The sequence below is a fragment of the Paenibacillus sp. FSL F4-0097 genome, from assembly GCF_038593125.1.
Lineage (GTDB): Bacteria > Bacillota > Bacilli > Paenibacillales > Paenibacillaceae > Paenibacillus_AQ > Paenibacillus_AQ odorifer.
Genome location: NZ_CP151965.1, coordinates 6,154,113 through 6,168,953, shown reverse-complemented (window position 1 = coordinate 6,168,953; position 14,841 = coordinate 6,154,113). Strand labels below are relative to the sequence as shown.

General features: G+C 42.6%; 13 protein-coding genes and 1 pseudogene. 13 read left to right on the top strand and 1 reads right to left on the bottom strand.

The genetic code is table 11. The features are described from left to right. The first annotated feature begins 87 nt into the window (after positions 1-87). The 13 genes and pseudogenes from MHH86_RS27680 (at position 88) to arsC (ending at position 13,609) form a co-directional block, all read left to right on the top strand. A complete protein-coding gene (locus MHH86_RS27680) occupies positions 88-1,203 on the top strand; it encodes an IS110 family transposase (protein ID WP_036683961.1) in 1,116 nt (371 codons plus the stop codon). 677 nt (positions 1,204-1,880) lie between these two features. Continuing rightward, on the top strand, positions 1,881-2,690 hold the full coding sequence (locus tag MHH86_RS27675) for a CPBP family intramembrane glutamic endopeptidase (RefSeq protein WP_342479557.1): 810 nt from the start codon (positions 1,881-1,883) through the stop codon (positions 2,688-2,690). Positions 2,691-2,827: 137 nt separating this feature from the next. After that, the gene (locus MHH86_RS27670; RefSeq protein ID WP_342479556.1) at positions 2,828-5,209 is read left to right on the top strand and encodes an ATP-binding protein; all 2,382 of its coding nucleotides are present in this window, start codon (positions 2,828-2,830) and stop codon (positions 5,207-5,209) included. Then, positions 5,187-5,843: a response regulator transcription factor gene (locus MHH86_RS27665; protein WP_036680324.1), complete on the top strand. Its 657-nt coding sequence runs from the start codon at positions 5,187-5,189 to the stop codon at positions 5,841-5,843. Before MHH86_RS27670 ends, MHH86_RS27665 begins: the two co-directional genes overlap by 23 nt. A gap of 167 nt (positions 5,844-6,010) precedes the next feature. Then, positions 6,011-6,529, top strand: coding sequence for a DinB family protein (locus MHH86_RS27660; RefSeq protein ID WP_036680360.1), 519 nt, complete (start codon positions 6,011-6,013; stop codon positions 6,527-6,529). Positions 6,530-6,545: 16 nt separating this feature from the next. Next, on the top strand, positions 6,546-6,689 hold the full coding sequence (locus tag MHH86_RS27655; protein ID WP_162636847.1) for a hypothetical protein: 144 nt from the start codon (positions 6,546-6,548) through the stop codon (positions 6,687-6,689). Between the two features lie 207 nt (positions 6,690-6,896). Then, a complete protein-coding gene (locus tag MHH86_RS27650) occupies positions 6,897-8,858 on the top strand; it encodes an ABC transporter ATP-binding protein/permease (RefSeq protein ID WP_076273495.1) in 1,962 nt (653 codons plus the stop codon). Between the two features lie 28 nt (positions 8,859-8,886). Then, positions 8,887-9,554 (top strand): annotated as a pseudogene (locus MHH86_RS27645) (response regulator transcription factor). Beyond that, complete coding sequence (locus MHH86_RS27640; protein ID WP_081384401.1) at positions 9,555-10,898, top strand: HAMP domain-containing sensor histidine kinase; 1,344 nt, start codon at positions 9,555-9,557, stop codon at positions 10,896-10,898. Positions 10,899-10,925: 27 nt separating this feature from the next. Continuing rightward, positions 10,926-11,342 (top strand): GNAT family protein, encoded by a 417-nt coding sequence (locus MHH86_RS27635; protein ID WP_081383647.1) that lies wholly within the window; start codon positions 10,926-10,928, stop codon positions 11,340-11,342. Positions 11,343-11,423: 81 nt separating this feature from the next. Next, a complete protein-coding gene (locus MHH86_RS27630) occupies positions 11,424-11,750 on the top strand; it encodes a metalloregulator ArsR/SmtB family transcription factor (RefSeq protein WP_036680319.1) in 327 nt (108 codons plus the stop codon). A 128-nt stretch (positions 11,751-11,878) separates the two neighbouring features. Beyond that, complete coding sequence (locus tag MHH86_RS27625) at positions 11,879-13,168, top strand: arsenic transporter (RefSeq protein WP_036680316.1); 1,290 nt, start codon at positions 11,879-11,881, stop codon at positions 13,166-13,168. A 21-nt stretch (positions 13,169-13,189) separates the two neighbouring features. After that, on the top strand, positions 13,190-13,609 hold the full coding sequence (arsC, locus tag MHH86_RS27620; protein ID WP_036680313.1) for an arsenate reductase (thioredoxin): 420 nt from the start codon (positions 13,190-13,192) through the stop codon (positions 13,607-13,609). Positions 13,610-13,627: 18 nt separating this feature from the next. On the opposite strand, the gene MHH86_RS27615 is transcribed toward arsC, so the two are convergent. Beyond that, positions 13,628-14,812: an oxalate decarboxylase family bicupin gene (locus MHH86_RS27615; protein ID WP_036680311.1), complete on the bottom strand. Its 1,185-nt coding sequence runs from the start codon at positions 14,810-14,812 to the stop codon at positions 13,628-13,630. Between the last annotated feature and the right edge of the window lie 29 nt (positions 14,813-14,841).

The window sequence follows — 14,841 nt, the reverse complement described above, 5'->3', positions numbered from 1 at the left end:
AGGCAGCCCCTGTTTCGCACACCGTAGGTTAAAATGGAAGTTAAAAGGACAACCATTACAGAGCTACATGCGAAAGGAGCTGTTACTATGAAGAATACCATAAAATACGTCGGTTTGGATGTGTCTAAAGAAAAAATTGCGGTGGCGATTGCAGATGAGGGTCGGGAACCCGCACGATATTATGGAGCCATCCCCCATACCCCAGATGCAGTGGCTCGAATGATTCGGAAACTCAAAGGTTCAGGGATTACACTGGAGGTCTGCTATGAAGCCGGGCCTACGGGGTACGACTTATACCGCTGGTTGACGAAGATGGGAATTTCCTGTGTGGTAATTGCACCTTCGCGTATGCCACAGCGTCCCGGAGATGCCATAAAAACCGACCGACGGGATGCAGAAAAACTGGCTCAGTTACACCGGGCTGGAGAATTGACTGCGATCTATGTGCCAACGCCAGAACTCGAAGCTTTACGAGATCTCATTCGTGCACGAGAAGATGCTAGGCAAGACCTACATCGGGCTCGGCAACGGCTCATTCATTTTCTATTGCGCCACCAAATTCACAAGCCAGAGGGTATGAAAAAACGCTGGACCAAAAGGTACCGGGAATGGCTCTCTATGCTGAAGTTTAATAATGTAGCTCAAGAACGGGTATTTACCGAATCCCTGCAACAGCTCCGGGAAGTGGAGGAGCGAATCAAGCGACTTGAAGCCGCAATGCGAGAAGAAGCACAGATCTGCCCTTACGCACCTGTCATTCAAGCGTTGCAAGGCCTGAGGGGAATCGCCCTGCTGACAGCTATGACTTTAGTTGTCGAGATTGGAAATTTCGAACGTTTTCGTTCACCGGCTCAGCTCATGAGTTACCTGGGACTCGTGCCACGGGAATATTCCTCGGGAGCAAGTACCAAAAGAGGGAGTCTTACAAAAGTCGGAAATTCCGGAGTGCGGCGCGCACTGGTGGAGTCCGCATGGAGTTACCGTCACCGCCCTGCCGTCAAGGGAGATTTAGCAGTGCGTCTTGAGGGCCAGAGTATTCATGTCCATGAAACGTCGTGGAAAGCCCAAGAACGGTTACACAGCAAGTATTTAAAATTAGTCAGACGCGGGAAACACCGAAATTTAACCATGGCAGCAGTGGGTCGTGAGTTAATTGGATTTATCTGGTCGATTGCGGTAGAGGCAGAACGAAAAATGGCGTAGGTGAAACGAAAAAAAATAAAAACATACCCAAAAGATTTGAATCCTTGGGGCATGGAGACAAAGAGAAAGGTTCGAGGAGAATCCGTGAATTCCCTGTGCACAGGATCCCTGATCTAACGTGCGAAATTAGTTTACGGAAGCTCCTTCGACGTAGGCATAATATGTGGTAACCAACCCACGGATAGCAGATTGCCAGCCGACGACTCGCATTTTGTCTCTGTGCCCAAGGGATTGAAAACCCTCTAGTTAAAGGGGAAAACAGGGGAATTGACTAATTCGTTCATAGCAGGGAATTTCTCCCTGAAATTCAGAGATTTCTGTTCATCAGACATATAATTAGGGAAAACTTCCCTAAATTTTGGCCGATTCAGTAACTAATAAAGAAATCTCCCTGATTATTAGGGAGGAATTCCCTGATTTTGTCCTTTTAGAGCGAATATCGGCTATTTTCAGGGAGTATTTCCCTAATCAGTTTACACTTACGCTGCACATCGCACATCGCACACCATTTCCCTATTTTTGGGACAACCTTTCTGAAGACTTTGCGGCATACAGATAAGCAGTACCGCAAAAGAATTGTGGTTTTAGCGAACGTTGTTTTCGGTGAAACGTCCTGCCAGTTTATATACAATTGGATTAAATAGGAAAATGTAGTTCCTTATATCTAAAAAAGTCAGGTGATAATATTGCTCTCAGACAAGAAACAATCTCTACTATTTATTATTATCGTATGGGCAATGGCGTTAGGGATGTTGCTGCTTCCGGAATCGGCGCAAGGTCTGTATGGATTTACTCCTTTTTTCACAGTATGTATCATGATGTTTCTGATTGTGAGAGATGGATACAGTGCTGAGGGATGGAGAAGGTTGGGCTTCAAATTTAGGGGAGGCAAAGAATACATATTGGCTTTAGTTATTCCCTTAGGTTCACTGGGAGCGGGTTATGCTGTCTATTGGATGGAATGGACTTCAAGCTTAATTCCTCCAGATTCATGGATCGAGATTGTTATATATTTGCTCGTTTACATTGTCCTTGGTTCGTTATCTGCTTTGGGGGAAGAGATCGGTTGGAGGGGTTGGCTGCTCCCGCGTTTTCAATGGATGGGAAGAGTAAGTTCTAGTGTAACAATGGGCTTAATCTGGGCTATATGGCATTATCCGGGGATTCTTGGGCCGCGTGCTTATCATTCCTCTGGAAGCCGCTGGCTCGTGGTGGTGCTCTTTACCTTATCTGTTATGTTTGCGGGCATCATTATAAATGAACTGCGTCTGTCCTCCGGTAGTATTTGGCCGGCAGTGCTTTTACACGGAACTAATAATGCTGTAGATAATGTTTTGCACAATATAACTGTCAGTTCTTCACCTATGTTGGAGTATGTGGCCGGGGAAAGCGGTTGGGTTCCAGTGATTTTATATGGCTGCGCAGCTATATGGATTCTGAATCGAAACCACAGAGTGAAACAGCAAAAAGACAGAATAGAGCTATAATTCAATGCGGACATTTAGAAGGGAAGGAATATCATGCATAAAAGTATATAATTTCCTGTGTGATTCATATAAAATGGTAGGGGAATACCAACTAAGAATAGAGATATGTATAATTTTGTTCGTTCGGGGGATTTGAAATGACAGTAAAACTCCGCCAGTTATTCATATCAGGGTTACTTTGCATTTTTGCTTTTCTTATTATTCATTTTGTGGGGGTCATTCACTCTAATATCTTGCTTGGCGTTGGTCTGGAGCAGAATGAACGAGGGCAATATTATATTGCTGAGGCAGACGTTTTTAGCGAAGGGTATAAACAGAATTTAAGGGAAGGGGATATCTTATTACGGGTTAATGGGAAACCGATTGACAAAGTGGATGAAGCTGTTAGATATGGAAGCTTAACTCAGGTTCAATCCGTTGACCTTCTTCGTAACTCCAAGGGGGGTGCTCCACTTGCTTTGCATTATGATATTGAGAATAAATCCTCCATATATCATACGTTTACCCAGCTTGTAGTCCCTGGAGCGACATTTGTTTTTTTGGCAGTGTTAAGCCTTCTATTATACCGCAGGAGAAGCGGGGAGCGCTCAGCAGAGCTGCTGATTTTATTCTTTTTATTAGTCGGAATAACTTACTTTGCGGGATATGCCTCAAGTAGATCTGATCTTATAGGTAGAATCGCGATGGGTTGCGTGTTGCCTTTAATTCCACTGGTTTTTATTCACTTTCTCCAAGTATATCTGAAACGATTTGATGTATTAGTTTTATCTACTACTGTAATCAAAATATACTACGGCCTGGTTATTTTATTAAGCCTATTTTCTACCTCCAGTCTAATGGTTTACTCATGGGATAGATCCTTGTATTCCTTTATAAGGTTAATTATTATTGGGTTCTTTGTTTGCGGGATTTTTTACAGCATATTTAAGCTGCTATATTTATACATTACTTATCGAAGCACAGCGCTTAAATCGATGTTTAAAATTATGCTTACCGGACAAATCCTTGCGTTTACACCTTTTGTTCTCTTCTCAGCTGCACCCATTGCTGTTGGGGTCAACTTGATTCCTTACGAAATTACTACGATCTTTTTGTTTTTGATGCCAGTTACTTATTTTTATCTGCTGACGGCTAGGCAACTATTTGATATTGATTTCGCTTTTAATCGGTTTAAATATTATTTATTAATTGCTTTTTTTCCGGCGCTAATGATTGTAGCCGTACTTGCGATCATTCAGAGCAGGCAAGAGTATGATTGGATCAAATGGATTCAGATGTTTTTGGTTGTATATTTATCTATTACAATCTTTTTATTCTTTAAGGAGAAAATAGATTATTATTTCCGGCCTAAACTGTTCCGTGAGCTTTATCATTATCAAGGTAGTCTGGAGCGATTCTCGAAGCAAATCTCCAAGGTTATGATGCGGTCTGATTTGGAGGCTGCAATTTACAAGGAAATCAATGAGATTTTACCGGTTAGTCGGTCTGCTTTTTTTGAGAGAGATGAGGATATGAGTAACCTCGAACAAATAGTCGACAATTCGGGCCAAGAGATCAACATAGAATTTGTATCGAAATCTCCAGTTTTTAAGGTAGGAGAAGTAGTTCAACTCAAACAGGGGATCTTACTCGTAATCGGACGTCACCAAAAAAAATTTCATCTCCTCTGGATTGATCATAAGAAGAACCATACAAAGCTTAATTCGGATGAGCTTAACTGGTTAAATACCCTCGCAAATTATGCGAGTATTGTCTATGAGAATTTATATCTTATTGAAGGCTTGATTGAAGACCTTGAAGCAGAGATGAAAAAAGAGCTACATGCAGCACCATGGGTTCTACGCCTGATCTTTAACTTATCAGAGAAAGAACGCAGAAAGCTGGCGGCGGATTTACATGATTCTGCTCTTCAGGATCAGCTCATTTGGCTTCGCAGGCTGGAAACACTGATCTCCGATCATGATATTGAGGCGGATATTTTGCCAGAGCTGCTTCAGATTAAAGAGGGACTTCTGGATGTGATATATCAGATTAGGGAGACCTGCAATGAACTACGTCCACCGCTGCTAAGAGAGACCGGAATTGTGAAGGCACTGGAACTATTGTTTGAGTATGCCCAGCTGCAGTCCAACTACATTATCACCTTTACATCCAGTCCGATTGGTGAGCTAAGTGAAGACCTGGTGATTGCGTTGTATCGAATAGTACAGGAGCTCCTGCGGAATGCCGGGAAACATGCCAAGGCGAATCAGATTGAAATTGAGTTGGACCAGCAAGAGCACCTCTATTTTCGATATAAGGATGATGGGATTGGCATGAATATAGTTGATATCAGGGAATCTTTTCAGCATATGGGCCTGTCTGGAATCAAAGAACGTGTTGCTAGCTTAGAGGGGGAGTGCACTTTTACCTCGGAGAAAGGGAAGGGACTGGAGGTTATTATTTATTTACCGACAATGGCTTTTGTAGAAGAAAAGCACAGAGGAGGCGATGACGATGATACGTATCTTGTTGGTTGATGATCATCCTTCAGTCGGAGAAGGAACCAAAACTATGATTGAGCAGGACGCGGATATGGAGGTTACTTTTGTTTTGTCAGCGTTGGAAGCTTTGGATAGGCTTGAGCAACAAGAATTTGATGTGATCTTATGCGACCTCAACATGCCTACGATCAGCGGACTTGAATTCGCCAAAAGAGCCGTTCAACGTGATCCTGAATCTAAAGTGGTGATTTATACCGGATATGAGATCAGTGCTCATTATAATCTTTTGATGGAGTCAGGGGTCACAGGATTTATCTCTAAAACAGCTTCCCGAGAACAGTTGTTAAATACCATTCGTTGTGCACTAAGGAATGAGGCGGTCATTCCGGTGTCTTTACTTAAACAGCTACGAAGAAATGATATCAAGATTTCTAATCACCGGGATAATCGGCTGCTTGAAGAAGTGTCCATTAATCAAAGAGAACAGGAAATACTCCAAGAAGTAGCTAGTGGAAAAAGCAATAAAGACATAGCCAGCAAGCTTTTAATGTCACAAAGGACTGTAGAGTATAACCTGACGAGAATCTTTGAGAAGCTTAGTGTACATTCCAGATCCGAAGCTATAGTGGAAGGGAAGCGACTAGGTCTTGTTAGGATGGAGACTTTCTAAGTTGAAGCCCATACAACCCAATACATAGTTTTGTTAGTTTTATTCATGTGTTAAGCACCTCACTTTTGCATCTTGATCGTCATTACCTGTAATTCATAATTCTGAACCATTCAGGTATTTAGAGTATTATTCTGAAGAAATCAAGGAGGAACATCCATATGATTGACATGAACCAAATATTTTTGATTACAGATATCCCAGGTTACTCCCCGCAAATCAGCCGACTTTTATCCATGATGAACTATGCAAGATATACAACATTAGAAGCCGTTAAGGGTCTAACTGCGGAACAACTGGATTATTTATTGGATGCTCAGAGTAACTCTATTGGAGCGTTATTATTGCACTACGCTGCTGTAGAATTTGCATATCAAGTGGCAACGTTTGAGCAAAGAGATTTGTCTGAAGAAGAGCTAACGAGATGGGGACCAGCATTAAATTTAGGCGACGAAGGACGAGCGAATATTAAGGGGAATGACCTAAGCTATTATTTAGATCGCCTAAATGAAGTTAGACAAAAGACTTATGAATTATTCGCAACCGTCGATGATAATTGGTTATATACTGAAGAGGAATTCTGGCATAACAAACCTGCGAACTACTATTTTATGTGGTTTCACGTTTTTGAGGATGAAATCAATCATAGAGGCCAGATTAGGCTGATCCGAAAAAGAGCACTAGCTTAAGAAAGGAAGCGCGCGAATGGAGTACATAGAGAAAAATATAAAGCCTTTATTTAAGAAATATCCGCTGCTCTCGAAATTTGTATTAACAGTGGTGATTATAGACATCGTTTATTACGCCGGCAAACAAGTTGGAGGATTAGCTTATTACCTCATGCACTAATTTCTTTTGAAAATCAGCCGAATAGAAAAGGCGAGTTCCACTCATTTTGAGTGTGAATTCGCCTTTTTATATTGCTTAACCTAAATATCTGCTGTAGCTCTGACTCTTCCATGTGGCTATCCAGTTCATTATCAGTTCACACAAATTTGTTAGGATATGAAACATCAAAAGAGATATAGAGCATGACCAGGAGAGGAAGAGAAACAAATGAAAATATTAGAAGTTAAACATGTAAAGAAATCATATACTTTGTACGGTAAAGAAAAGGTGCCAGTACTCCATGATGTGAATCTAAGCTTTGAGACAGGTGAATTCGTCTCTATTCTAGGTGAGTCTGGCTGCGGAAAGTCCACACTGATGAACATCATTGGGGGAATGGACTCCGATTATGAGGGCGAGGTCCTTGTCCGCGGAAAGAATTTAAGCACGATGACCGAAAAGGAAATGGATGATTATCGCAAGAACAATATTGGCTTCGTTTTTCAAAATTTCAATCTGATCCCGCATCTGTCAGTTTTGGAGAATGTTACAGTGGCGATGCAGATGACGGATACCAGTGAGAAGGACCGCAATAAACGTGCTATAGATATTTTGACTGAGGTAGGCTTGAAAGAGCACCTGAAAAAACGTCCCAATCAGCTGTCCGGTGGACAGAAGCAAAGAGTGTCCATTGCCCGCGCGCTAGCGAATAATCCTGATATTATTTTGGCAGATGAACCTACAGGGGCCTTGGACAAGGATACCGGCGATCAAATTTTAGCCTTATTGGACAGCATAGCCAAAAGAGGGATATTGGTCATTACCGTGACCCACTCACAGAAAGTAGCCGACTCTGGTACCCGTATCGTAAAGGTGGAAGAAGGACGGATTAAAGATGATATTCAGTTAAAGGACCGCTCCTTGATTAGTTACGATGGAGGAGAGGGGTCATCCCGGAATCTCAGTTTATTTGCATCTTTTAAAATGGCTCTGCAGAATATGAAGCTCAACGCCAAACGTAATGTATTGGTAGCTTTGGGTGGGTCTATTGGTATTTTAAGCGTACTGTTGATGCTTTCCTTAGGGAATGGAATTACGAACTATATGAATGACGAAATTAATTCAAGTATGGATCCTTTACTCGTGGATATAACTAAACCCAGTGAAGAAGCTAAAGGCATGCAAGGTCCAGAGGCAATGATGTTGCCGGGCGAAACGTTTACGGCTGCCGATATTGAAACCATTCGAAATATTCCAAATGTTGATTATGTAGAAACCATCACTTCCATTTCGGGCAAATCTACTATGGTTTATGCAGATCAGACGGTTAGTCTTACACAATTAACTACCTTAACGGATGCTTTTGATAAAGAGACGATTACCGCAGGGGCTTTTCCAGAGGACAAAGAGATATTATTACCCGTGAAAACGGCAAGTAAATTAAGCGGAAACGACAGTCCAGAGTCTTTGGTAGGGAAGTCGATTCATCTATATATTAATGAAATGGATGCTAAGCATAAACCGGTCACATTGGAACAAGAAGTCACTATCTCTGGTATTTATGAAAGCACTGATCCAAGAGCGCAAATGCAACCCACGGGTTATCTTCCAGCGCAGACTTTGGAGCAAATGTATGCTGACAAGGGGATTACAATAGGTCCAATTCAAGTTAATGCTTTTGCAACCGATATGAAATATGTGAATGATATTAATGCAGCCGCTGTTGATGCTGGGTTCTCAGGTTCTCAATCGGCAAAAATCATGGAGCGAATCACAACTTATGTGAATATGGCTACTATAGTTCTCTCTGGTATTGCCGGGATTTCACTTCTCGTATCAGGGATCATGATATTGGTTGTGCTATATATCAGTGTAGTGGAACGGACTAAGGAAATCGGGATTCTTCGGGCAATTGGCGCAAGGAAAAAAGATATTAAGCGTATATTCTTTTCTGAATCAGCTTTATTAGGTGTATTCAGCGGTATCTTTGCGGTACTCTTTGCTATTGTCATTAGTTATGTGTTAAATATTTTCTTGGACAATGCTTTTGGAGTGAAACTTATTAATCTATCCGGTTATTATGTGTTATTTGGGATCGTTGTGAGTACCCTGATTAGTATTATCGCCGGTTTGATGCCATCCTCTAAGGCTGCCAAACTGGATCCAATGGAATCTCTACGATATGAATAAATAGGTTAGCGGAGAGGATAATTGAGAGATGAACACGATTCTAGTGGCGGATGATGATTCTCATATCCGTAGATTAATACGATTATATCTTGAAAAAACCAATTTTCCGTAGTGGAAGCAGCAGACGGTCAAGAGGCATTAGACATTCTAGCGCATACAAAGATCGATTTGGCGATTGTAGATGTAATGATGCCGAATGTAGATGGTATTGAATTGACCGAAGATATCCGATCTTATATCGATATTCCAATTCTGATGGTTACAGCTAGAGGAGAATCTAAGGACAAAGTCAGAGGATTTAATGCCGGATCAGATGATTATTTAGTCAAACCGTTTGATCCCATAGAATTGGTCCTGCGGGTAAAATCACTATTAAAAAGATATCATTTAACCTCCTCGAGTGTGATTCAATTAGGCGCAGTGATGATTGATCTGGGGAATTTGACCGTTGTTGCGGCTCAGAGAACGGTGGAGTTGAAGAAAAAGGAATGTGAGTTGTTATTTGCTCTGGCGGGTTCGCCAGGGCAAATATTCACGCGTTCTCAGCTCATAGAAAATATTTGGGGTGTCGATTATGAAGGCGACGAGCGTACGGTAGATGTGCATATCAAACGTCTGAGAGAAAGATTGGAATCGATTCCCGAGCTAATTATTTCTACGGTAAGAGGACTTGGATACCGTCTGGAGTTGGCCTAAATGTTGAAAAAAAGTCTGCGTCTGCGTATTGTCATTACGTTCATTGGGATTGTGATCGTCAGCTTAATGATCTCTTTTTTGCTAAATGTACGGTTTTCCGAAAATAATGTGACCCCAAACCATATCTTCATTAGAGTAGCTGGAGACGTAGCAAAAGTGCTTAACCTAATCGATGATCCGGAAAAAGCACAGGCATTTACTAAACTACTCAATAAATATGGTGTCGATATTGCGAAAGTGAGAGTGAATGAGTGGAGTGATGCTGTTTTTTCAGTGGATAAGGAGAAGGTTGCCGCTCTATTTAAGCCAGATTCCTCAGACGCGGTGATGCTTAGTGATAAGTCTGGTGTTGCTATTGTTGGCATTCCCATCGTAGATAAGGAGAAAGCTGCGCTCATCATTAAAATTGATTTTTCGTCGAGCTTGATCACATTCAGACGTAACGTATTTTTTACACTTCTAACGGTTTTAGTCATCGGAAGTTTACTGATTCTCTTGATGTCCGGTTTCATTGTGAAGCCTATCAAACGTCTGACGGAAGCTGCTAAGAAAATGGCATCAGGCGATTTATCTGTACGATTGACGCATAAAAATCAAGATGAGTTCGGGGAACTGATGGAAAGCTTTAATCATATGGCTAGTGAGCTGCAAAAGATAGATTCAGTTCGTGATGATTTTGTCAGCAATGTCTCTCATGAAATGCAGTCTCCACTTACGTCGATTAGAGGGTTTACTAGAGCGCTGCAAGATGGTGTCGTTCCAGTAGAAGAGCAAAAAGAGCATCTGGATATTATTTATCAGGAAACGCTGCGCTTATCCCGCCTAAGTGACAATCTGCTTAGATTAGCCTCGCTGGATTCAGAACATCATCCGGTTAATCTCACCACTTTTCAGCTGGATGAACAGTTAAGAAGAGCGATCGTTCGGGCGGAGCCACAATGGGCACAGAAAAACATTCAGATAGAATTAGATTTATTGCCCTGCGAAATTATGGTGGATAAGGATTTGCTTGATCAAGTCTGGCAAAACCTAATCAATAATGCTATAAAATATACAAGCCAAGAGGGTATCATTCATGTCGAAATCGAGCGTTCTATTGCGTTTGTGAAGGTTTCTATTAAAGATTCTGGTCAAGGCATACCAGAGGAAGCATTGCCCCGCATTTTTGATCGTTTTTATATGGTGGATAAAGCGCGGAGCAGCGTTCATAAAGGGAATGGACTTGGATTATCCATTGTTTTAAAAATTCTAAAAATGCATGATTGTAAAATAGAAGTGGAGAGCAGGGTTGGGGTAGGAACCCAGTTTATCGTCTCGATCCCTATCTCTCAACCCTATGAATAGTTAATGAGCTGAAGCTTAAGGCTAACGCTGCCCCTTTCATTTGTAAACCAAGCACTAGAAGACTCTCAAAAAGTTCCCAGAACTCGGTTCGCGCAAGCCATAGTTGCAGTAGGAACTGAACATTTGATCGGCATGATTGAATTAAACATTAGAAGCCATACGGACAGAAGCGGCGAAATCGGCTATATTGTCCATCCTGATGCCTGGGGACAGGGAGTCGCTACAGCAGCGGCCAAACGGATGTTAAAGTTCGGTTTTGAAGAACTGCAACTACATCGAATATACGCGACCTGTGACCCTAGGAATAGTGGATCATCCAAGGTGCTCACCAAGATAGGTATGACCTATGAAGGAAGATTAAGGGATGCTTTACTTATTAAAGATGGGTGGCGGGATTCTTTGATGTTCAGTATGTTGGAGCATGAGTGGACGGTAGCCCGCTAAAAATTAACTCTTGCTTCCCACTGGTAAGTTCACTAGAATATAAGTATTAGCTTATATACTTTCGAAAGGAGGAGAGAAGGAATGCAGACACTAACGGAAATTGCTGAAGACTTGAAGCTATTCGGAGATAAGACCCGATTGGCAATGCTTTCTCTTCTGAAAGAGCGGGAATGGTGCGTGTGTGAATTCGTTGATATCTTTGACATTTCCCAGCCGGCGATTAGCCAGCATTTACGGAAATTGAAAAGTAGAGGAATCGTTAGGGAAAGCAAGCGGGGACAGTGGGTACATTATTCGTTAAATGTCGAGGATAAACCACATCTTAAGGCTGTTCTTCAACAGATGCCTAGTACCAAATCGATATTGGCTGAACTGAATAAAGAGGCTAAAGAGCCATGCTGCGACTAAATTTCAGGTAAGGATTTTTTTGATTTATATATAACCATATAGTTATATAATGATGTTGGATTGAAGTCACATGCTTATATAGGAGTGTTGAAAAAGATGTGGATTGGCAGTAAAAGGGGGATGGCACTTTGGCTATTGTAGCTATCCTTATATTTTTAGTAACTTTAATCCTTGTAATCTGGCAGCCCCGGAATTTATCGATTGGATGGTCAGCCTGCGGTGGCGCGATCATAGCTTTGCTAGCTGGGGTAGTCAGCTTTAATGATGTTCTGGATGTAACGCAGATCGTATGGAATGCTACTTTAGCGTTTGTGGCTATTATTCTGATTTCTTTAATTCTGGATCGAATCGGATTTTTTGAATGGGCTGCTTTACATATGGCGCGGGCTGCCCGCGGGAATGGCAGACGAATGTTTGTGTATGTCATCGTTCTTGGCGCATTAGTGTCTGCATTTTTTGCGAATGATGGAGCGGCTCTGATTCTTACGCCTATTGTGCTTGCGATGGTAAGGGCGCTGCATTTTGATGAGAAAAAAGTATTTCCGTTTATTATCGCCAGCGGTTTTATTGCCGATACCACCTCACTGCCGCTCGTGGTCAGCAATCTGGTCAATATCGTATCGGCGGATTTTTTCGGGATTACGTTTATGGAGTATGCAGGCAAGATGATCATACCTACGCTGTTCTCACTTGTGGCGAGCATCGTGGTGCTCTATTTCTTTTTTCGCAAAAGTATTCCCAAGCACTTTAACGATTCACAGCTAAAAGATCCGCATGAGGCGATTAAAGACAAAAAAATGTTCCAGCTGTCATGGATTGTATTGGTTGTTCTTTTGGTAGGGTATTTTGTCAGCGAATTTTTGGGTATTCCGGTATCTGTGGTTGCGGGGATCATAGCTATTTTGTTCCTGCTTCTCGCGAGAAGAAGCCCTTACGTCAAGGTGAAAGAAGTGATTACAGGAGCGCCTTGGGCGATTGTGTTCTTTTCCATTGGAATGTATGTCGTAGTATATGGACTTCGAAATGTTGGGCTGACGGATTTACTTGCTAAGATGATTGGGTCTATTGCTGATCAGGGCTTATTTGCCGCAACGATGGGTATGGGCTTCATAGCTGCATTGATCTCATCGCTGATGAATAATCTGCCTACCGTTCTGATTGACGCGCTTGCCATTGATGCGACGCATACCACTGGAATCATTAGAGAGGCTTTAATATATGCGAATGTTATAGGTTCGGACTTAGGACCGAAGATCACTCCGATTGGCTCACTCGCCACACTGCTGTGGCTACATGTACTTTCGGCTAAAGGCGTGAAGATTTCTTGGGGAACGTATTTTAAGACAGGTATTATTTTAACCATTCCAACGTTATTTATTACGCTTTTAGGTCTTTATATGTGGTTGTTAATTAACTAATTTGAATAGGGGAAGATCAAGATGAACAAGAAAACAATTTATTTTTTATGTACAGGGAATTCCTGCAGAAGTCAGATGGCTGAAGGCTGGGCTAAGCAATATCTAGGAAAAGAATGGAGCGTGTACAGTGCAGGTATTGAAGCTCACGGTCTAAATCCAAAAGCTGTACAAGCCATGAGCGAAGTAGGCATAGATATCACGGGCCAGACCTCGGATATTATTGATGCTAATCTGCTGAACAACGCGGATCTAGTCATTACCTTATGTGGAGATGCTGCGGATAAATGTCCAATGACCCCTCCGAAGGTCAAACGGGAACACTGGGGCTTCGATGATCCGGCAAAAGCGCAAGGGACGGATGAAGAGAAGTGGGCAGTGTTCCAGCGTGTGCGTGACCAGATTGGAGATAGAATCAAACATTTTGCGGAGACTGGTGAATAAGCAAAGGGAGGAAGTAACCTATTCTTTTAACTTAGGGTATTTCACCACTGGCCATTTCACTTTCCGTAAGGCATCGGTCACTTCGGGCCCAACGTTCAAATTACTTTGAACCAATTCATGGGGAGTGAGAGCCATCCATTGGTTCAGAGAGACGTCGGCAAAACGGTCACTTTTGAACATTTCGAGGAACCACAACGATTCTTCTCCTGTATTCTGAATATAATGTCCAAATGCAAAAGGAACATACCCAACATCGCCAGCCCTGTAATTAAAGGTACGTGCCGCACCGTTTCCGGCAAACACAGTCATCCGTCCTTTTCCGGTAAGATAATATTGCCACTCATCGTTGTTGGGGTGCCAGTGGAGTTCTCTCATTCCTCCAGGTTCAATCTCTACCAGTGCAGCAGCCACGGTCTTGGAGATCGGAAAGTTGCTGGAATCAACGATTCTGACGCTCCCGCCAGGAGTCTTCAATGGAGGCTGTGCCAATAGCGAATGTTTGAAACTCTGTGGAATTTCTCCGTAAGGCGACTGCACCTTTTGGCTTTGTAATGAGCCGGGAACTTGATCCTGATAAATGTAAACCTGTTCAGTGGGGATGGAGTCAAAGGTCTCGGCAGGTATTCCAAAGTTAGCTGAAAGAACCTCTTTGGGCGTATGGGCGAACCAATCGGAAATAGACAAGGTATTCAGATCGGAGAAGCTCCCGTCGTCAAAGACTAGGAGGAATTCGCAGCCTTCTTCAAGACCTTGTATAGAGTGAGGAATACCCGGCGGAAAATACCATAGATCACCAGGTCCTACATCTGCTATAAAGTTCCGCCCATTCTGGTCCACAGCAGTAATCCGAGCGCGGCCTAACAGCATATAAGACCATTCCGCTTGCTGATGCCAGTGAAGCTCTCGTACTCCACCGGGGGTCAGGCTCATATTCACACCTGCCAGTGTAGTTGCGATAGGGAGTTCTCTGACGGTTACTTCTCTGGACCAGCCACCATGATTAAGCTGCATATGCGCATCGGAGAAAGAAAATTTCAAATTGGGAACCAGGCCCGCATCAGTCACCGGAGGAACGAACATATCCGGATTCTCAAGATCCCGCATAACATCGCGAGGGCCTTTATCTAATCCCCCTGTGCCATCGCTTCGGATGGGCTGGGGGATGTTTGTTTTTTTTGCCGAATCCTGTCCAGCAGAAGTCATAAGATGTTCTCCTTTCTTGTTCCTTAAGC

Excerpts from the sequence above, each read along its gene's own strand:
- MHH86_RS27665 (WP_036680324.1), top strand. The coding sequence starts at position 5,187 with ATGATACGTATCTTGTTGGTTGATGATCATCCTTCAGTCGGAGAAGGA.
- MHH86_RS27670 (WP_342479556.1), top strand. The coding sequence starts at position 2,828 with ATGACAGTAAAACTCCGCCAGTTATTCATATCAGGGTTACTTTGCATT.
- MHH86_RS27680 (WP_036683961.1), top strand. The coding sequence starts at position 88 with ATGAAGAATACCATAAAATACGTCGGTTTGGATGTGTCTAAAGAAAAA.
- arsC (WP_036680313.1), top strand. The coding sequence starts at position 13,190 with ATGAACAAGAAAACAATTTATTTTTTATGTACAGGGAATTCCTGCAGA.
- MHH86_RS27655 (WP_162636847.1), top strand. The coding sequence starts at position 6,546 with ATGGAGTACATAGAGAAAAATATAAAGCCTTTATTTAAGAAATATCCG.
- MHH86_RS27640 (WP_081384401.1), top strand. The coding sequence starts at position 9,555 with ATGTTGAAAAAAAGTCTGCGTCTGCGTATTGTCATTACGTTCATTGGG.
- MHH86_RS27630 (WP_036680319.1), top strand. The coding sequence starts at position 11,424 with ATGCAGACACTAACGGAAATTGCTGAAGACTTGAAGCTATTCGGAGAT.
- MHH86_RS27660 (WP_036680360.1), top strand. The coding sequence starts at position 6,011 with ATGAACCAAATATTTTTGATTACAGATATCCCAGGTTACTCCCCGCAA.
- MHH86_RS27615 (WP_036680311.1), bottom strand. The coding sequence starts at position 14,812 with ATGACTTCTGCTGGACAGGATTCGGCAAAAAAAACAAACATCCCCCAG.
- MHH86_RS27650 (WP_076273495.1), top strand. The coding sequence starts at position 6,897 with ATGAAAATATTAGAAGTTAAACATGTAAAGAAATCATATACTTTGTAC.